Source organism: Paenibacillus sp. cl123, from assembly GCF_900101595.1.
Taxonomy (GTDB): domain Bacteria; phylum Bacillota; class Bacilli; order Paenibacillales; family NBRC-103111; genus Paenibacillus_G.
This window is the reverse complement of record NZ_FMYY01000005.1, coordinates 237,611-257,006: the sequence shown is the minus strand read 5'-3', so window position 1 is coordinate 257,006 and position 19,396 is coordinate 237,611. Positions and strand designations below refer to the sequence as shown.

Genomic DNA, 19,396 nt, shown 5'->3' with positions numbered 1-19,396 from the left:
CACCTCCTAACCGGCCGAAGCCTGGACATCAGATTTACCGGCTGTGGAACCCGCAGCGCCGTCCGCGTCGGCGTATAAATGACAGGCTACCGCGTGACGCTCGTTTACCCGGATAAATTCCGGGGCCGTCTCGCTGCATATCGGCATCGCGTCCTGACATCTTGTGCAAAAGCGGCAGCCCGCGGGCGGATTCACCGGACTCGGCACGTCGCCGGTCAGGACGATGCGGTTTTTCTTCGCGTCCGGATCGGCCAGCGGGATGGCCGACAGCAGCGCCCGCGTATAGGGATGAAGAGCGCCGGCATACAAATCCTCCGCGTCCGCGATCTCTACGATTTTGCCGAGATACATAACGGCGATCCGGTCGCTCATATGCTTGACTACTGCCAAATTGTGCGAGATAAACAAATAAGTAAGACCAAGCTCCTTCTGCAGCTCGTCCAGCAGGTTCAATATTTGCGACTGTATGGATACGTCCAGCGCGGACACGGCCTCGTCGCAAACGACGAGCTTCGGATTAAGCGCAATCGCTCTGGCGATTCCGATGCGCTGCCGCTGCCCCCCGGAAAATTCATGCGGGTACCGGTTTACATATTGCGAGCTTAGCCCGACCAGCTCCAGCAGCTCGGCCACACGCTTCGTCTTCTCTGCGCCCGCCAAGACGCCGTGGATATCGAATGGCGCGCCGATAATCTGACCGACAGTCATTCTCGGGTTGAGCGATTCAAACGGCTTTTGGAATACCATCTGAAAATCTTTGCGCTTTTTCCTCAGCGCCCCGCCCTTTAATCGCAGCAGATCGATGCCGTCGAAGCTCATCTCGCCTTCATCCGCGTCGGTGAGCCGCATAATCACGCGGGATAAGGTGCTTTTGCCGCAGCCCGACTCACCGACAAGGCCAAAGGTTTCGCCCTTGTATACGTCAAAGCTCACGTCGTCCACCGCCTTGACGAAGCCGCGGTTTTTGCTGAACGCCGACTTGCTTAACGGAAAATATTTTTTAACATGCTTGACCTCAAGCAGCTTCTCTGTCATCCTGCCTCCTCCTCTTCCCATGCTTGATCGAGCATCCAGCAGCGGACGAAGCAGCCTCCGTCGCCGGCAATCATCTGCGGCTCCCGCCTGCGGCATAGCTCCGCAGCATGCGGGCAGCGCGGGGCGAATCGGCACCCCTCCGGCATCGCGCTGATGCTCGGAACCGAGCCGCTTATGCTGTACAGCCGCTCGCCTTCGCGATCGAGGTGCGGGATCGACTTCAGCAGCCCCTGTGTGTAGGGATGCTGAGGCTGTTTGAACACGGTCCTGGCATCCCCGACCTCCATGATTTTGCCGGCGTACATAACGGCTACCCGGTCGGCCATTTCCGCAACCACACCCAGATCATGCGTAATGAGCATGATGCTCATCCCCAGCTCGTCGCGAATTCGCTTCAGCAGCTCGAGAATTTGCGCCTGCACCGTGACGTCGAGCGCCGTCGTCGGCTCATCGGCGATCAGCAGCTTCGGGTTGCAGGAAAGCGCCATGGCGATCATAATGCGCTGGCACATTCCGCCCGACAGCTCATGCGGATAAGCGTCGAACACTCGCTCCGGATGCGCGATACCGACAAGCTTCAGCAGCTCCAGCGTTCTCTCGCGCGCCGCGGCATAGCTGCGTTTGTCATGAATCCGGATCGCCTCGACGATTTGGCTGCCGCAGGTGAACACCGGATCCAGCGCCACCATCGGGTCCTGGAATATCATCGCGATCGACTTGCCGCGAATTTGGCCAATTTCCTTTTTCTTCAGCTTCAGCAGATCCGTGCCCTCAAACCGGATTTGCCCGGACGCGATGCTTCCGGAGGAAGGGAGCAGCTGCATCAGTGAAAGCGAGGCTACGGTCTTGCCGCTCCCGCTTTCGCCAACAATGCATAAAATTTCTCCCTTGCGAATTGTTATGTCCAGACCGCTTACGGCGGGAAACACGCCTCGATCCGTCTTGAACTGCGTGCACAAGTCTTTGATGACCAACAGATCCTGCTCCATAAACCGTACACCACCCTTTTCCGTTTAGACTAAACCGTACCCGGAAGGGCTTCGTTCCAGTTACGACCCTAGTATTATTCTGACATGAACTTTACATAAATCTTTAATCCCATGTTCTTTATTATAATATTATGTCATATTTCATCCCATGTACTGTTGTCCGTTTTCCTTGTAAAATCGTACGCACTTTGGACGCCGATCGTATTTCAAGCGTAATTTCCCGCCCGGGCCGCATGGAGAGTTGGACGTTTTTTCGATTTTCCTGTATTTTTGAACGAAATGCCCCAAGCCCTATGCGATCATGTTTAAGCTAGGCGCGTTACCCGCTATCCCCGATTTCGGCGGGCAGGTTACGCGATTCGGCAGCCCGGCTGCTCCCGCCAAACGCAAAAAAGACGGAGCAGCGTGCCTATCGCACAAGGCTGCTCCGCCTTTGTATTCGTTCCGCTCCGTTCCCCTTGTCTAGGTCCGCGCAGACGTCCGCAATTGCTCCGTGGCGTCCTCGTCAATCCGCAGCCCTTGCTCCGACGCCTGCACAACGACGCCATAGTCGTCGCGCGCCGACTCGACGGACACCTTGCCCTCCAGCACGTCGGCAAGCACCGTGCGGGCAGGCCGCTCGAACGGATTGCCGTAGCCGCCGGAGCCCGGCGAGCATACGCGCACCAGATCCTCGCGGTTCAGCGTCACGCCGGAAATTTTGGATCCGAGCCGGACCGGCTCCTCGCCGTTATGCGAAGCCCAGAAGCTGCCTGGGCTGCCCGCCTTGCCTCCGGCAAGACCCCATGGGGCGAATTTGTGACGGTCGCCAAGCCCCGTATAACTTAAGCCGTCGTTCAAAATCCGGAAGTCGCGCTGAATGCCAAGTCCGCCGCGATGCTTCCCTGCCCCGCCGGAATCACGGCGAAGCTGATAGCGCTCGACGAGCACCGGATATTCGCGCTCCAGCGCCTCAACCGGCAGGTTTGACGTATTGGTCATATGCACTTGAACGCCGCTGAGTCCGTCTCCCTGACTATGCGCCCCCGAGCCTCCCGCGATCGTTTCCAGATAAACGAAATATTGATCCGTCTTCGGGTTTGTTCCGGAGAAGATGGCGGATGTCACTACGCTGTTGCACGCGGCAAGCACCCGCTCCGGAGCGACCTGGGCAAGCGCCCCGAGAATAACGTCGACGACGCGCTGCGCCGTATCGATCCGCTGTCCCACGGGAACAGGCAGCCTGCAGTTAACGATCGACCCTTCGGGAGCGGTCACCTCCAGCGCCCGGTATATGCCCTGGTTGGCAAAAATCGATTGGCCGGCCACCGCCTTGAAGCAGTAAAACGCCGTCGTCAGCAAACCCGAATACGTCATGTTCAGCGGACCTGGCACCTGCGGACTTGTACCGGTGAAATCAACCTTGGCCGTACCGTCCTCGATCGTCACGGCCGCACGGATCGGAATCGGCGTATCGGAATTTGCCCCGGCATCGTCCAAATAATCCTCGAACGTGTACGTGCCGTTCGGCAGGGTGCGAATACCGGCCCTCATCAGATCCTCGGCATAATCGAGCAGCGCGTCCGTACACTCGGCGAACAGATCGGGACCGTATTTGCCCACAACCTCCGCCATCCGTTTGGCCCCGGCGATATTCGAGGCGATCTGGGCGTCGAGGTCTCCGGCCCGTTCCACCGGCGTACGCGTGTTAAGCACGATATAATCGTACGTTTCCTGCACCAGCTCCCCGCCTCGGCAGATGCGGCCAAGCGGAATGCGCAGGCCCTCCTGATAGATGTTGTCCGAATTCGCCGACACGCTGCCCGGCACCATGCCGCCGATATCCGAATGGTGCGCGATATTCGCTACGAACGCAACGAGCCTGTTGTCTATGAAGACGGGGGACACCATCGTAATATCCGGAAGGTGAGTGCCTCCGCCCGCATACGGATCGTTCGTGATAAACATGTCGCCGGGACGAAGCGAATCGAGCGGAAACTTTTTCAAAACCTCAGTCACGACGCCAAGCATGGAACCGAGATGCATCGGCACATATTCGGCCTGTGCGATCATGCTGCCCTTAGCGTCGAACAACGCCGTCGAACAGTCCTTGCGTTCCTTGATATTCGTGGAATAAGCCGTTTTTACCAAAGTTACGCCCATTTCCTCCGCTACGGAAAGCAGCAAGTTGCCTATGATTTCAAGAGTAATCGCATCGATTTTTTTCATCGTTGCTCCACCTCTCCGAACGTAGTTATGACCAAGTTGCGGTAAGCATCCACAACCGCCGTCTGGCCGGGCAAGATCAGGATCGTCGAATCCATCTGCTCGATAATCGCCGGCCCGGCAAGCTTGTCGCCCGGTGCGAGCTCGCTGCGGCTGTAAATGGCGGTCTGGTAAAAGCCCGGCTCATCCGTCTCCGCAAAATATACTTCCCGGTACGAAGCGGGCGCAAGCTTGCGATCGCCCGCCTCCGGCCCCCGGTTTAATGTGGCCTTAGGCAGCTCGCCCAAAGCCGTCACACGGTAATTGACAAACTCGATAATACCGGAGCGGTTCGAATAGCCGTAATTTTTCTCATGCTGCTGGTGGAAGCGTTCGATGACTGCAGGAATGCCTTCCGCTGTCAGTTCCGAGCGGTCGACCGGAATCGTCAGCTCGTAGTTTTGTCCCTTGAAACGCATGTCCAGGCCAAGCGCATAGCGGCGGTTTTCTTCGGACACGCCTTCCTTCTCCAGCATCGCGGAGCCTTCACGCTCCATGTCCGCGAACAGCTCGCGGACTACGCTTAAGCCGGCCGTATCCTGGGCGAGCTGCAGCGACGAACGCACGTAGTCGGAGCGAATATCGGTAACAAGCAAACCAAGCGAACAGAACGTTCCCGGTGACGGAGGCACCAAAATACGCGGAATACCAAGCTCACGAGCGAGCGCACCGCAATGCAAGCCGCCTCCGCCCCCAAACGAAACGAGCGTGAACTCGCGCGGATCGTAGCCCTTTTCCACCGAGATCAGCCGGATCGCCCGCGTCATGTTGGCATTAACGACAGACAATATTCCCATCGTCGCATCCATCAGCGACAAATTCGTATGATCGCAAATATGCTCTTGCACGACGCGCTTCGACGCCTCGACGTCCATCGTCATCCGGCCGCCCAAAATGCCGTCGGGGTTCAGCCGTCCGAGAATGGTATTGGCGTCGGTTACGGTAGGCCGCGTGCCTCCTCTGCCGTAAGCGGCCGGACCAGGCGTCGAGCCCGCGCTTTCCGGACCTACCTTGAGCGCGCCTCCCGCGTCAAGCCATGCGATCGAACCGCCGCCCGCGCCGCAGGCATGAATGTCCAGCATAGGGATGCGCGCCGGGAAGCCCTCGATCTCGCGCTCCATCGATACCTTAGGCTCGCCGTTTTCGATCAGGCAGAAGTCAGCGGACGTGCCGCCCATATCGAATGTAATCATGTTCCGGTAGCCGGTAAGCTCCGCCAGATGCGCCGCCGCGACAACGCCTGCCGCAGGCCCGGAAACGGCCGTACGAACCGGGTTCGATACCGATTCCTGAATCGAAATAATGCCCCCGTTCGATTGCGTGATGTAAGGGTCTACAGGAATGCCCGCCGAGCGTACCGAATTCTGAAAGTTTTCCATATATCGCTGCATAACCGGTCCAAGGTAAGCGTTGATCGCCGTCGTGCTTAACCGCGCGTATTCGCGGAATTCCGGCACGACCTGGTGGGAAGCGGAAACGTAAGCCTCCGGGAACAAGCGGCGAATTTCTTCGACAGCCTCCTTCTCATGCTCCGGGTTCAGATAAGAGAACAGGAAGCAAACGGCGACCGACTGCACGCCGTCTCGCTTCAGCTGCTCGATGGCCGCATGCAGGCTTTCCTTGTTAAGCGCCTTGCGTTTGCTTCCATCGGCATACAAGCGCTCTTCAACCTCCAGCCTCAAATGGCCGGGAATAACGGGCGCAGGCTTCTCTTTAAAAAAATCATACAGGCTTGGCCTCGTTTGCCGGCCGATCTCAAGCAGATCGCGGAAGCCCTCGGTAACAAGCAGACCTGTAAGCGCTCCCTTTCGTTCGATCAGCGAATTCGTCGCCACTGTCGTGCCGTGAGCCAAATAAAGCACTTCGCCGACCGGAACGCCGTTCAGCTCCAAAATCTGCTCGATCCCGGTCATGATCGCCCGGGAGGGGTCCGCCGGCGTAGACGGAACTTTATGATTCACAATATCGCCGCTGTGCGTGTCTACCATCGTTACGTCGGTGAACGTTCCCCCAACGTCGACTCCAATCATATAACGCATATGCTTTTCCTCCTTGTGCTGTTAGCCAAGTGCTGATTGGGGTTAAATCTAACGTTATGTTGTATTATGTTGTTATATAAAATTATAGCTTTCAGCCTCGTAAAAGCAATGGAATATCATCCTCATTTCATCGAAAAAAAATACAACAAAAACCCTCTTCTCACCGATGTGAAAAGAGGGCCTAATTCCTGAGCCGGCATTTTACCTTATTTCGTCCGAAGCGGCACATCGCCAGCCTAACCGCCTATACGTTATTCCTTTTGCCCGTTGATCGTAAACGTCACCTTGCTCGTCATGAACAGCGACCTGGACATATGCACGATGGTGCGCTTCGAATCCAGCGACTTCTTCACAATCGCATACAGCGGGGTACCCGCGTCGCAGCGAAACAGGGCGGCTTCCTCCGCCGTCGCAAAAATGACGTCCAGCGTTTTCTCCGAAGCGGTAACGTCCGTTTGATACCTGTTTTTTAAAATCGTGTAGGTGGAGGCCGACTCGCCGATATGCTTTTCCAGATCGGGAAACCGGTCCAGCGGGTAATACGAGGTCTCGATAATAAACGGCTCGTTATCGATATACAGCAGCCGGTGAAGGCGCAGCACAGGAGATGCCTCGGATATGCGAAACACATCCGCCAGCTCCTCGTCCGCGGGAACGATCGTGCTGGACAATATTTGCGAGCTTGGCGTTTTGTTCGAGGCTGTCGTCATCTCCGAGAAGCCGCCCACCGAAATCAGCTCCCGCTTCATCTTGCTCGCCTTGACGAATGTCCCCTTGCCCTGCTGCCGGTGAAGAATGCCCTCCTCGACCATGTCCGAAATCGCCCTGCGTGCCGTAATCCGGCTGACTCCGTACATTTCGCAGAGAATCGCTTCCGGTGGAAGCTGCTCGCCCGGCGCGTATTTGCCGCGGTTGATATCCTCCTTGATCACCTGCTTAAGCTGAACGTAGAGCGGCTTTTCGCTGGAATTGTTCAATTTCATGGGATAGACGTCCTTCCGTGCCTATAATATAAACGATTGACTAACGATCGTAAAATCCGGCCATTTTTCTTTATAACATCATAAATCATACTATATCCATTGTCAAAATTCATCTTGGCCCGAACGAAGAAAAATCGTCCCTCATCCGAGCAACCCCGGATTGGCACGATCCCCTAACTCCTGCTATCCCAAAGAACTAGTGCGATACCAGCCCCCGCCAGCGCGCCGCTCTCCACAGTCCCATGCATGGACCGGGGCCGCGCATGCCGAAAAACAAAATAGCGCAGCGGAAATTCGTTTCTCCGCTGCGCCTGATCCTATTTTTTAATAAGGCACCTTGAACATATAACGTCTTGTTTCCAGCGGGTGGTTTCTAGCCTTGGATAGCGCAAGCGCATGCATGCGAAGGACGAAATTGATCGCAAGCGGCGCAATATATCCTTTTACCTCGTCGTCAATGCCGGACATATCGAACGTTTCCGCATCAATGACGAGCAGCTTTTCGCCATACTGCTTCAGGAAGGTGTGCGCGCGCTCCTCCAGCGGACGCGTTTCATCCAGTCCCTTCAGCAAAATAAACGGCACGTTTTTATCCAGGATTTCGAACGGCCCGTGGAAAAATTCACCCGCATGGATGGCATGGGAATGGATCCACTGCATCTCCATCAGAATGCAAATCGCAAAGGAATACGCCATGCCGTAATTCGAGCCGCTTGCCATCGTATAAATGATCGTCTCGTCCTTGACCGCCTCGGCGTAGGCTTTGGCCGGCTCCTCGTACCGTTTCATCAGACGCTCGAAGACGGCGCCGAGGTTGTTCAGGCTGCTCAGCAGCTTCTCGTATTTCGTGTTGCCTTCTTTCACATACAGCAGACCCATCGACAAGCGGTACAGGATCGCGTAGTTCATAACTTCCGGATGAGGCTCCATGTTGCCGGCAGAAATCCAGCTGTAGTTTACCGTGAAATCCGACTCATCGGCAAGCGGCGCGGTTTCCACGTACATCAGCGATACGACCAAGGCACCCTTGCTTTTCGCAAACTTGGCCGCTTCCGTCGTTTCCGGGGTTTTTCCTTTATGGGAGCACAGGATAACAAGCGATTGCTCTCCGAGCGACTGCGGATTGCGGTGAATGAATTCGTTGGAGCTGAACACTTCAGCCGTTACGGTTTTCGATTCGCGGTCCAAAAAATATTTGCTCGGATACATCAATGCCGACGAGCCGCCGCAAGCAACGAGAAAAACGCGATTGATCGGTCTAGCGCGAAACGCTTCGAAAATTCGCTCCAGCTGGACGCCTGCCTGCTCATAAAGTGCTGTTTCAGTCATTTTAAAATCCTCCCAATTCATTTTGTGTTGTATTATGTTGTTATATTATATTTTATATCATTACTAAAAAAGGATGTCAATACGTATTTTCCAATCCCGCCTGCCCGCAGCTATTTTTCACTCCGTAACGATGCCGCAAGCTGTTTTTCATCCCAATGAGCATATTGTTCCGGACAAAAAAGACATCGCGCACGTTCCCCGCAATGCCTTGCTCGCTTATTTGCACACGCCGTAACCGAACGCGCCGTATCCGCCGCATGTTTGAGCAGCGGACCGAGCCGCTTGCTCCAGCGCGGAAGCCATGTCCCGGCGGTCATGATAAGCCGCCAGAAAGCCGCCGATGAACGAATCCCCGGCCCCCATCGTATCCACAATATCCGCAGGCAGCGGCGTTTGCTTGCACAGCTCTCCGTATTCGGAAAATATAGCCGGCTCCGGCCCTCGCGTAACCCCCACCACCTTTACGCCGAACATATGAACCTCCTCGATCAGCCGGCGAATTTCCGTAGGAGACAAGTCGCTCCCTGAAAAAAAGGCGTAGGTCAGGTGCGGACACACCTGCCGTAAATAGTCGGGCGTCCACCTTTTGGGAGTGGAGAAATCAAACGATACGGCTTTGTGGGACAGCTTGGGCAGTTCATGCTCCAAATCACTGTTGACGCTTGTATGTACGACGTCGAAGCCGTCGATATACGCGATGTCCTGCACCGACAGCCGCAGCGCAAGCAGCGACGACACGCGTACGTCCCGATTCGTGCCAACAAAAATCCGATCCCCGTCCGCATTCAGCTCGACGACCGCCTCGCCGCTTGGACCATAAACCCGCCTTACCCGCGACGCGTCGATTCCCTCCTTCCGCAAGCATGACAAGATATGATCTCCGGCCCTGTCGTCGCCTGCGATGCCCAGGTACGCGCATGCCTCCGCCCCGTTTCTCTTCGCCGAAACCGCTACGTTGAGCGCATTGCCTCCGGGGTACATCAACCCTTGATCCCTATAATAATCAACCACGTTGTCGCCAATGCCGATTAGCTTCATCCGGTTTGTCCTCCAGGCATTATATTGTAATGTATTATATCGTCATAATATAATAAGATATGTCACTTGGTCAATCGTCATCTTTTCCTACTATTCGGCGTTGTTGGGGATAACCATGCCTGCGAAAAAAACAGTTTACAATTTTGCCAATCTCTTGCTATAGTAGAGCTAATATAAAGGCAATGCTACCGAAAGGTACAACCTCGGGAATTTTCCGCGGCTGTGCCTTTTTTTCATGCCTATTCCCCATCTTATAGGAGGTTTATTCATGGCCATTGTACTGGAAGCCGTCTATCATCGAGCCAAGCAAAACTGGTCGTACGCCTACGACCGGGACACCCTTCATATCCGTGTGAGGACCAAAAGGGACAATGTGGAGCAGGTGCGCCTGTTCGCAGGAGACAAATATATCTGGGAGAAATCATCGGCGTATACCCCGATGATCAAGTTTGCCAGCGACTCGCTGTTCGACTACTGGCAGGCGGAGCTGAAGCCCCCTTTTCGCCGTCTGAGGTATGCCTTCCATCTGCAGAGCGGAACCGAACAAATCTGGATGACCGAGGCTGGGTTTTACCGCGAGGAACCGGCGGATTCCACAGGAATGTTCGAGTTTCCTTTCATCAATCCGGCAGATGTATTTACTCCGCCGGCCTGGGTGAAGGATGCCGTGTTCTATCAGATCTTCCCGGAACGCTTCGCGAACGGGGACCCGGCGAATGATCCCGCAGATGTTAGGCCGTGGGGCGGCGAGCCGACACCGACCAATTATTTCGGCGGAGATTTGCAGGGCGTTATCGACCGCTTGGACCACTTGTCGGACCTCGGCATTAACGCCATCTACTTCAACCCGCTGTTCGAAGCGGAGACCAACCATAAGTACGATACGACGGACTACAGGAAGGTCGATCCGCACTTCGGCACAAACGATACGTTGAAGCGGCTCGTAGAGGCCTGTCATGAACGGGGCATTCGCGTGCTGCTGGATGCGGTATTCAATCACAGCGGGAGCTCGTTCGCTCCCTTCGTGGACGTCGTGGAGAAAGGGGCGGCTTCCGTCTATGCCGACTGGTTCCATATCCGGGAGTTTCCGGTCGGACTGAAGGACGGCATTCCTACCTTCGATACGTTCGCCTTCGATACGACCATGCCGAAGCTGAATACGGAGAACCCCGACGTTCAGGCTTATCTTCTGGACGTAGCCGAGTATTGGATCAAGGAGGTGGGCATCGACGGCTGGAGACTCGATGTAGCCAATGAGGTGGATCATCGCTTCTGGAGACTGCTGCGCGATCGCGTGAAGGCTCTTAAGCCGGATGCTTATTTGCTTGGAGAGATCTGGCATGATTCCATGCTGTGGCTGCAGGGAGACCAGTTCGATGCCGTCATGAACTACCCCTTCTCCGGCGCCGTGCTGGACTTTGCCGCCAAGGGAAAGCTCGACGCCGCCGGCTTCGCGAATACGGTCGGCGCCCAGCTGGCCAGTTACCCCTGGCAGGTTCACGAAGCGACCTTCAACCTGCTGGGTAGCCACGATACGCCCCGCCTGCTGACCGTTTGCGGCGAAGACAAGCGGATGATGAAGCTGGCCACTGTGCTGCAGTTCGTCTTCCCCGGCGCTCCCTGCGTCTATTACGGCGATGAAGTCGGAATGGCCGGCGACGGCGACCCGGATTGCCGCAGATGCATGATCTGGGATACCGGTGAGCAGGACCGCGAGCTGTTTGCCTTCTTCCAGCGTATCATCCGGCTTCGTCTCAGCCACGAGGCGCTGCGTTCCGGCAGTCTCCGCTTCCTGGCGGCCCGGCCCGGCGGGCATCAGCTCGTCATCGAACGAGCTGCGGGGAGCGAGAGGCTGCTCATCCTCTTCAACGCCGACTCGAAGAACGCGGTGATCAGCGTTCCGGCGGATACGGATCGCTGGACCGACCTCTGGTCCAGCGGCATGCTGGCTGCCGAGGACGGCCACCTGCGCGTTGAGCTTCCGGCCCACGGCTTCGCTATCCTGCAGGCTGCGGCCGCCCCCGCGGACGCAGTTTAGAGCGGGATAAGAAAAAGCGCCGCCGAAAGAAGCGCAAGAGGAAATTTAAAAAATGCAGTAAGAAACGCAGGAGAAGCAGAGGCCTCGCCTCATACTTCTCCTGCGTTTCTCTATCGATTCGGGGAGCGCCCCCGCACCTGGGAATGCTCCAGGGCATCTTCGGTTTATCATATGGGCAGCGGGATTAGGCGCCTGCTGTGCTCTTCCGGTTAAAACGGCACCGCTTTTCCTTCCTCCACCTCTCCGACGATTCTCATCCGCTCCCAGGCGCGCGTTCTCCACCGCCAGTAGAACAACGCCCCCCTTGTCCATTCATCCACGACGAAGGCGATTACGACACCGAGCAGGCCCAGCTTGCCGTACACGCCCAGTATATACGCGAGCGGAATACAGATGAGCCACATGGAGCCAACTCCGAGATACATCGGCACCTTGGCATCCCCGGCTGCCCGCAGCGCGTTGATCAGGACCAGATTGACCGCTCGGCCCGGTTCTAGCAGGATGCCGAGCAGCAGCACCTGGAAGCCCAGCGACAGGATCGATGCGTTGTCCGTGAATAGGCCGAGCAGAGGACGAGAGCCGGCAGCCATCACGGCAGCCGCACCGACAGTTACAATCACAGCAAGACGCACGCTGCGCATGCCCCGCGCGTACGCTTCATCGAACCGGCCCGCGCCCACCATCCGGCCGAGCAGAATTTCCGTGCCGATCGCCATGGAGAGCGTAAACAGCATATTGAACATGCCGATGTTTTGCGCATAAATTTTGGCGGTCAACGCGTCCGCCCCCGCGATCGCAACGAATGAGGTAATCGCCATCTGGGCGAGCGTGGAGAAGAAGCTTTCTCCGGCCGTCGGAACCCCGATCCGCAGCAGCTGCTTCACGTAGTTCTTTTGCGCCGACCACCAGCCCTCGGAGACGAACCGGTATTTTACCTTGCGGTAGAGCAGAAGTAGCAATATGCCGATTCCGATCAGACGGGAGACGTTGGTCGACAGCGCTATTCCTTCGATGCCGAGCACCGGCAGGCCGAAGGGGCCGTACAGAAACAAATAATTGCCGATCAGGTGCAGCAAATTCATGCCGACGGCCACGTACATCGTATTGGAGGTGTAGCCGTAGCTGCGCAGGATCGTGGCTAGCGTAAGACGGACGGCTTCCAGGAAACAGAAGCCCCCTACCAGCTTCAAATACGTCCAAGCGGAATCCGTCAGCTCGGCCGGAATCCCCATTAAACGAAACACATGCGCTCCCGAAGCGAGCAGAAGGGCGGCGAGCAGCAGGCCAAACGCAAGGTTGAGCGCCATAGCCGTCAGGCCGATCAATCCCGCCTCTTGATTTCGACCGGACCCCAAATATTGCGAAATAACCACACTCGTCCCGGCTGCCACAACCCCGAACATCAGATTCACCAGAAACAGGACCTGATTGGCCACGCCTACCGCGGCAACCGCCCCGTCCGAATAGTGACTGAGCATCAGCGTATCCGCGTTGCCCATCAGCATGGAAAGCAGCATTTCCACGAAAATGGGCCAAGTGAGCGCAGCCAAGGTTAACTTTTTGCCATCCTTCAACATGTATACCTCCTAAAATGCCGCGGTAATTGCAAAAACCCCGTATCTCCTGGACGGGAGAATACGGGGTTGTTACGGACGCAAGCAGCATGATGCGCCTCATAAAGCATAGCCCTTCACTTGTAAGCAAACCGGACGGACGAACCGCTTCATAATGCGCCTAATAGCATCATTATAAAGGAAGGCTTACATTTTGTGAACAATTTTCAATTATTTAACTCCAGATCCGACGTTTCTGGCTCCGGCGTTTCCCGTGCTTCCTGTTGCAGAGGTGACGAGGAGGAGCAAAGCCGGTTCACAAACGCTTCCAGCCGGGCGCTCAAGGCATCCACGCCTGACCAGTCCCGTGCTGCCGTTAGTGTAAACAAGCGGCCGGCATAAGCCGTTGCCGGCCCGTCTCCCTCGGCAACCGGCAAGGACAGCGTGCCTGACGTATAGACCAACACCCCTTCGCCCCTCTCCCGGTCATACAGCAATCCTTCATGCTCCATTGCCGCACACAGACGGGCATAATCGTGCGGCGACCGCGTCAGCAGCTTGAAATAACGCGCATAAAGCTTTACTTCCCCCAGCACATCCCCTACAAATGAAAGATACGTGGACAACGTGAACCGTCCATTGATCTCAATAACGGGAAGAATCGTCCCTTCCTCCGTGATAATGGAATCAATGCCTGCCACTCCCGTGTAACCGTACTCTTCATATAAGTGCCTGCCGATAAGCTCGCCGTACTTCCGGTAGGCCGACAAAGCGGACTCATCCAGCTCGGCAGGCACCCTCGAGCCGATATAGACCGTATCTCTCAGCACCTGCCGCTTGATGGAGAACACTCTGGCCTCTCCTTGGGGCGACACATAGAGCTGGAGGCTGATATCCGCCTGCGCCCGGTACCAGCCCTCGACCAGCCACTGCGCGTCCTCTCTGCCCCGAGAAAACCGGGCCAGGCGGCTCAGCAGCAGGCCAAGCTTCTCCGGGCTGTCAACCTTGTACAAGCCTTTGCCGGACGCGCCGTGCGGCTCCTTCACGATGACCGTCGCGAATCGCTCCCGCTCTGTCAGCCGCTCGTATTCGTCGCGAATCTCCGCCGCGCTCAGGCATACCCGGCCCTGGCTGACGGGCAGGCCAAGCGACTGGGCGATGCGGCGGCTGCCAATCTTATCGTTCACGGCGGCGCTTACGGCAGCAGGGGCACCGACAAGCGTGAGCCTGCATTCCTCGGCGATTCTCTCCTCCAGCCGGGTTACTGCATAGGGGACAAAATACACGCCGACCGGATGGAGGCCGGCATCCTCCGGCCCGCCGCCCCCCGCCTTTATCGTCCCCACCGCTGAAGCTCCGGCTCGGCCGCCTGCGGGCGCCGACTCCGTCCTCCCGCTGCCGCCTGCTGATTTCATCTTTGCCTTTACCTCGGCCGCCGCCTCAGCCGCAGCAGCCGCCAGCTCCCGCTTCAGCTCCTCATCCTGCAGCACCAGCTCGGAGATCGGCAGCGGCGCATCGGCCCCGAAGGGCACCAGGATGCGGCGCGGAACCTCGAACCCCCATTCCCTCAGCTTGGCCAGATAAGCCTCGTCCGGCCGCTCGCGGACGATCAGTATATCCTGCTCCCTGCATAGCAGCAGGTTCATCTCCTCCACTCTGGCGACGATGCGGTCTTCCGTCCGGTCGATGACTCCGGCATGGACCGGATGCCAATATTTCTCCGCTCCGATATTGAGCAGCCAGATCAGTACATGCTCGCGTTTATGCGTCGTCAAGCATCGGATCAGGTCAAATCGTTCGTCCATTTGCACGTCCACTCTCCTTATTCGCTTTCACCGCCATGGGTCCGAACAGGGCGCTTTCGGCCCCAAGCCGTTCCTTCACAAACCGCTCCACCCGAACTTCGGCGGGACTATCGCTGGAGTAGGCCGCTTCGGTCTTGACGACCTCGACCCCGATTTCCGCCAGCATGCCGCCTTCCGGCTTCAAGCCGCCGAACAGGCAGATATACGCCTCCCGCATCCTTCGCAGGTAAGTCAGATCGTCGCCCTGCAGCCGTTTATTCGGGTGGAACAGCCGCTTGCCCCGGACTCTGATCCGTTCGTAGCACAGCTCGGGCGGCGTGTCCAGGAAGACGACCCGGTCGGGAGGGCGGACGAGCCGCGCAAGCCTGCTCCCGAGCCGGATGCCCGCCCCGTTCGTCGCATCGCGGGTAAGCGCCGTATGCACATACCTGTCCGCGATGACGATGCGATCCTTTCTCAGCGCGGGCGCTATGATCAAGGCGTAGTCGAGCAAGAAGCCGAGCCACTGCAGCAGGCTGTAGACACGCGGGCCAAGCAGTCCCGCGCTGTTCAGTCCCGCAGCCAGCATGCGGATCGCCCGGTTCGCATTCCATTCGACCAGGACCGCTTCCAAGCCTGCGCTTTCCAGACGGGCCAGCAGCCGCTTCATGCTTTCGCTTTTGCCCGAGCCGCTGATTCCTTCATAAGCTACCAGCACTCCCTTTACCCGGCAACCAGCCGCCCCGCTTCTCATGGCATTTCCGGGCGGTCAGATCTTCTGAAGGCTGGGCAGACGCTCCAGACTCCGGTAACGCTTCAGATCGAAGAAGCGGGTAAGCAGATCTTCCTTCCAGGCGTAAACGATGGAGGAATCCGCGCCGTCGATGACCTGTTCCAGATAATCCGTATTCGCCGGGCGGATACGCTCCAGCGCTGAGGCGAAGGCCTCGATATCGCCAAGCGCCGGGAAGAACGTCCGGGCGTATTCGAGCGCGTAGTAGCATTCCTCCACAATGTTGTTGGCGTGGATGACCTCCTCGAATCTCTCCCAGTCGATCTCCAGCTGCGGATCGGTCAGGAAGCCGTAAATGTCGACGAACTTATACAAGCCCAAGTCGCGCTGCCACTCGACCCAAGTAATGACCCGGGCCTCCTTGTACAGATGAACGCACAAGTGGGCAAGGAAATATTCCTTCGGCAGCGAGCTGACCCGCTGACCCTCGGCAAACAAGTACGCCTCCGACTCCCGGATGAAGTTGTCGACCGCCTGCTCGGTGCCATGCGGCATCCAATCCAGCGAGAAGTTGATATCGATCTCGATCAGATTGATCCCGGGCTCATCGACAACCTTGCGGAACGGCACGACCTCGCCGTAGTTCATCCGGTAGTTCACCAGCTCCCGGCGTGTAGCCGGAACGACCACGTTCTCATTCTCGTCATGAAAGCCCTGAATGAAGCCAAGCTCCCGGAATACATCTCCGCAAGCCGTCAGATCCCCGGCATTCAGCAGTATATCGATGTCGCTGGAGATGCGGCAGCCGGCCGGATACGTGGAGTTGGCCAGGATGGAGCCTTTGAGAAACGCATGCGGAATACCGCTGTCATTCATCGCTTCGGCGATGCGGGCAACCGCATGCTTGTGCGAGTTCGTGCGCAAGGCCTGAATCTGATGAATCAGGTACAGCGCCATTTCGAATTCGCGGTTAAAAAACGGGGCGCTGATCTTGCGCAGCACATGGTACGCGATGCCCGCCGTCCGGTTATACGTCATATGCCCGAGCACTTCCGACAGGTCCAGCTTCCGGCCGAGCAAATCCAGAATCTTCTCTTTGTTCGGGGTTCTGTATTGGGCCAGCTCCAGTACGAGCTGCTGTTCGGGGGTAATTGTCATCTCGCATTCCTCCAATTAGTTCAATTATTGATAACGCTGGTTGACGATCTTGATCCGCTCTTCCTCCAGCTCCTCGGGCAGCCTGCCCCCCCGACTCTTCAGGTAAGCGGCGACCTCTTGGCTAAGCAGCCCTCCCCGCTGCACGACCTTGGCGTCCTTGAACACGTCATGATCGTCGCCTCCCGCGATCAGGAAGTCGGTGACCGCCACCTTATACATGGCGTTCTTATCCAGCGGCTGTCCGTTTCGAGTGACGCCTGAGAGCCGCTTGCCTGCGGGCTTTGACCCGTCGATCTCGTAGCGGATGCCCGATACCTGCAGGAAGCCGCCGTTGCTCGCTCCGCTCGGCCAGTTGATCATCCCGTGCTCCAGCGCCTTGTAGATCGCTTCGCCCTTCAGCTCGACCGTGACCAGATTGTTAACGAAGGGCAGCACGTTATCGAGCTTATACAACGTCACATCGCCGCCGGGGATGCTCTCGCGGATCCCCCCGCTGTTGTAAAGCGTAAGGTCCGCATTTCCCCGTACCCTCATCGCGTCGGCAACCAGGTTGCCCAGATTGGTCGACTTCGTCCGCACATGCGAGCGGATGCCGTCCAAGCCAGACTCCGAGACGGCCACGACCTCCTTGCCGTTCTCCAGCGCCATTGCGTGATAACGCCCCACGATCTCCGCGATCTTAGGGTCTTCTTTCTTCCGGTCCAGCGTCTTCCGGACGCTCCAGGCGACCTTGGCCACCTTGCCCTGCCGGAAATACAGATCGGCGACGCCGACATGCGTTGAATAGCCGCCGGGCTCCACGACCGGGACGCCGCTCGCGATAAGCGGCTTCTCATACAGAAAATGGCCGTGCGCGCTGAGGATCAGATCGATGCCGCTAATATTCGCCGCTATGAGATTACGGTCCAGATCGTCGCCCAGATGGGACAGCAGCACGATCGAATCCACCTGCTGCTCCCTCAGCTCGGCTACAGCCTTCCGGGCGGCAGGCAGCGGGTCTTCATAACGGACATCGCCGATGCCGTGCACCTGAAGATCCTGGAGGAACTGGGCCGTCGTCAGCCCGAATACGCCGATCCGCTTGCCGCCGACCTCGAAGATCCGGTAAGCCTCGAAGACCGGCTGCCCGCCCTTCGTAATATTGGCGCTCAGCATCGGAAAGTTGAGCTTGTCCTTAAGCTCCATCGTACGCTCCCAGCCCCAGTCGAACTCATGATTGCCGGCTGTCAGCGCATCGTAGCCCATCAGATTGGCAATCTCCAGGATGCCTTCCCCCTCATTCACCGCCGCCTCCGGCGTACCGTGGAACATATCGCCGCCATCCAGCATAAGCGTATGGGGGTTATCCCTCCGGATCTCATCGGCGATTCCTTTGATCAGAGCCATCCCCATTTCGGGAGGCTGCTCCGTCCCCGGCAGAAGCCCTCCGGTATCATACTCCTTAAACGTAATATGGCCGTGCAGATCCGCCGTATTGATGATCGTAATCCGCTGCTCGTAATAGCCCGCCGCCAGCAGCACCCGGTTGAAATCGACCCGGGTCGCCACCGCATAAGCAGCCGCCCCCAGCAGCAGAACGCCCAGCACAAGTAACGTCGTGTACTTTTTCAAAGCAAGGTTCCTCTCTCCTGATTCGGTATTAATACATGGAATTGCCCGAGCTCGTATAGCTGCGCACGCCCCGCTTCCACAGCCGGTACACCAACAGAAACATCGCCAGCCCGACAAGCGGGGTCACATACAAGTAGCCGCCCCCATACAGCTGCAGATCGTCCTTTCTCAGGAAAAACTGCGCCGGAAAATAACTGACGAACGAAAAAGGCACGAGAAAGATCAGCATCTTCTGAATGAGCCCCGGATAAAAGCTGATCGGATAACCGGCAATTCGGCGCGCATTGAAAAATATCAGATTGCGCAAATTCTCCGTCTTGATCGTCCAGAAGCTGAAGCAGGCCGACAGCATGAAGATCGAGGCTTGAATCATCGCTCCTCCGGCTAGCGCCGTTACATAATAGAAAATGTTAGCCGCATCCCACACAATGCCCACCGAGAACGCCGTCTTCATAAACAGAATCACGCCTACGACGCCGTGTCCAAGCGTGGCCGGCAGATCGATCTTCGAAGCGACCGTCTGGAACAAGAGACCAAGCGGTCGGATCAGGAACCGGTCGAACTCCCCGGAGTGCACCATCCCGTCGAAATCGCGAACGCCGGCAAATAAAAAAACGAACAGACTGTAGGATAAAAACAGGAAGCTGTACAGAAAGAACAGCTCATTCATTTCCCAGCCTCGAATGTGCAGAAACCTGGCCAATATCAGCAGCATCACGATAACGCTGATCATCTCCCTGCAGAAGATGGCGAAGGCGAGAAACGAGCGGTCCAGCTTGTATTCCAGCGTCGTTTTCAGGTTCAGCTTCGCATAGCGAAGGAACAGCCCGGCCAGCTCAGCCGCCGAATATCCTCCCACAAT

At 57.1% G+C, this 19,396-nt stretch carries 14 protein-coding genes; 1 reads left to right on the top strand and 13 read right to left on the bottom strand.

The annotated features are described in order from the left end of the window. Positions 1–6: 6 nt before the first annotated feature. The 7 genes from BLR08_RS11795 to BLR08_RS11765 all read right to left on the bottom strand — a co-directional run bounded on the left by BLR08_RS11795 (position 7) and on the right by BLR08_RS11765 (position 9,657). Positions 7–1,035 (bottom strand): ABC transporter ATP-binding protein, encoded by a 1,029-nt coding sequence (locus BLR08_RS11795; protein WP_083536909.1) that lies wholly within the window; start codon positions 1,033–1,035, stop codon positions 7–9. Next, positions 1,032–2,024 carry an ABC transporter ATP-binding protein gene (locus tag BLR08_RS11790; RefSeq protein WP_072329317.1) on the bottom strand — a complete coding sequence of 331 codons (993 nt, stop codon included), beginning with the start codon at positions 2,022–2,024 and terminating at the stop codon, positions 1,032–1,034. Before BLR08_RS11790 ends, BLR08_RS11795 begins: the two co-directional genes overlap by 4 nt. 462 nt (positions 2,025–2,486) lie before the next feature. After that, a complete protein-coding gene (locus BLR08_RS11785; protein WP_072329318.1) occupies positions 2,487–4,232 on the bottom strand; it encodes a hydantoinase B/oxoprolinase family protein in 1,746 nt (581 codons plus the stop codon). Further along, the gene (locus tag BLR08_RS11780; protein ID WP_072329319.1) at positions 4,229–6,307 is read right to left on the bottom strand and encodes a hydantoinase/oxoprolinase family protein; all 2,079 of its coding nucleotides are present in this window, start codon (positions 6,305–6,307) and stop codon (positions 4,229–4,231) included. Before BLR08_RS11780 ends, BLR08_RS11785 begins: the two co-directional genes overlap by 4 nt. A 251-nt stretch (positions 6,308–6,558) precedes the next feature. Beyond that, positions 6,559–7,290 carry a GntR family transcriptional regulator gene (locus BLR08_RS11775; RefSeq protein WP_072329320.1) on the bottom strand — a complete coding sequence of 244 codons (732 nt, stop codon included), beginning with the start codon at positions 7,288–7,290 and terminating at the stop codon, positions 6,559–6,561. Between the two features lie 324 nt (positions 7,291–7,614). After that, entirely contained in the window at positions 7,615–8,619 is a 1,005-nt protein-coding gene (locus tag BLR08_RS11770) for an SIS domain-containing protein (RefSeq protein ID WP_072329321.1), read from the bottom strand. Between the two features lie 216 nt (positions 8,620–8,835). Beyond that, complete coding sequence (locus BLR08_RS11765; RefSeq protein WP_072329322.1) at positions 8,836–9,657, bottom strand: PfkB family carbohydrate kinase; 822 nt, start codon at positions 9,655–9,657, stop codon at positions 8,836–8,838. Between the two features lie 274 nt (positions 9,658–9,931). Between BLR08_RS11765 and BLR08_RS11760 the strand changes: the two genes are divergently transcribed. After that, positions 9,932–11,695 carry an alpha-glycosidase gene (locus BLR08_RS11760; protein ID WP_072329469.1) on the top strand — a complete coding sequence of 588 codons (1,764 nt, stop codon included), beginning with the start codon at positions 9,932–9,934 and terminating at the stop codon, positions 11,693–11,695. Positions 11,696–11,904: 209 nt separating this feature from the next. Here the strand turns inward: BLR08_RS11760 and BLR08_RS11755 are convergent, their stop codons facing one another. The 6 genes from BLR08_RS11755 to BLR08_RS11730 all read right to left on the bottom strand — a co-directional run bounded on the left by BLR08_RS11755 (position 11,905) and on the right by BLR08_RS11730 (position 19,393). Beyond that, the gene (locus BLR08_RS11755; protein WP_072329323.1) at positions 11,905–13,272 is read right to left on the bottom strand and encodes an MATE family efflux transporter; all 1,368 of its coding nucleotides are present in this window, start codon (positions 13,270–13,272) and stop codon (positions 11,905–11,907) included. Between the two features lie 203 nt (positions 13,273–13,475). Next, positions 13,476–15,053 (bottom strand): ATP-grasp domain-containing protein, encoded by a 1,578-nt coding sequence (locus tag BLR08_RS11750; RefSeq protein ID WP_072329324.1) that lies wholly within the window; start codon positions 15,051–15,053, stop codon positions 13,476–13,478. Continuing rightward, positions 15,037–15,750 (bottom strand): dTMP kinase, encoded by a 714-nt coding sequence (locus BLR08_RS11745; protein WP_176835496.1) that lies wholly within the window; start codon positions 15,748–15,750, stop codon positions 15,037–15,039. The genes BLR08_RS11750 and BLR08_RS11745 overlap by 17 nt, the downstream gene beginning before the upstream one ends. Positions 15,751–15,801: 51 nt before the next feature. Further along, positions 15,802–16,923, bottom strand: coding sequence for a nucleotidyltransferase family protein (locus BLR08_RS11740; protein ID WP_072329326.1), 1,122 nt, complete (start codon positions 16,921–16,923; stop codon positions 15,802–15,804). A 24-nt stretch (positions 16,924–16,947) separates the two neighbouring features. Next, positions 16,948–18,534: a bifunctional metallophosphatase/5'-nucleotidase gene (locus BLR08_RS11735; protein ID WP_072329327.1), complete on the bottom strand. Its 1,587-nt coding sequence runs from the start codon at positions 18,532–18,534 to the stop codon at positions 16,948–16,950. Between the two features lie 28 nt (positions 18,535–18,562). Beyond that, on the bottom strand, positions 18,563–19,393 hold the full coding sequence (locus tag BLR08_RS11730) for an ABC transporter permease (RefSeq protein ID WP_218131564.1): 831 nt from the start codon (positions 19,391–19,393) through the stop codon (positions 18,563–18,565). Positions 19,394–19,396: the final 3 nt, after the last annotated feature.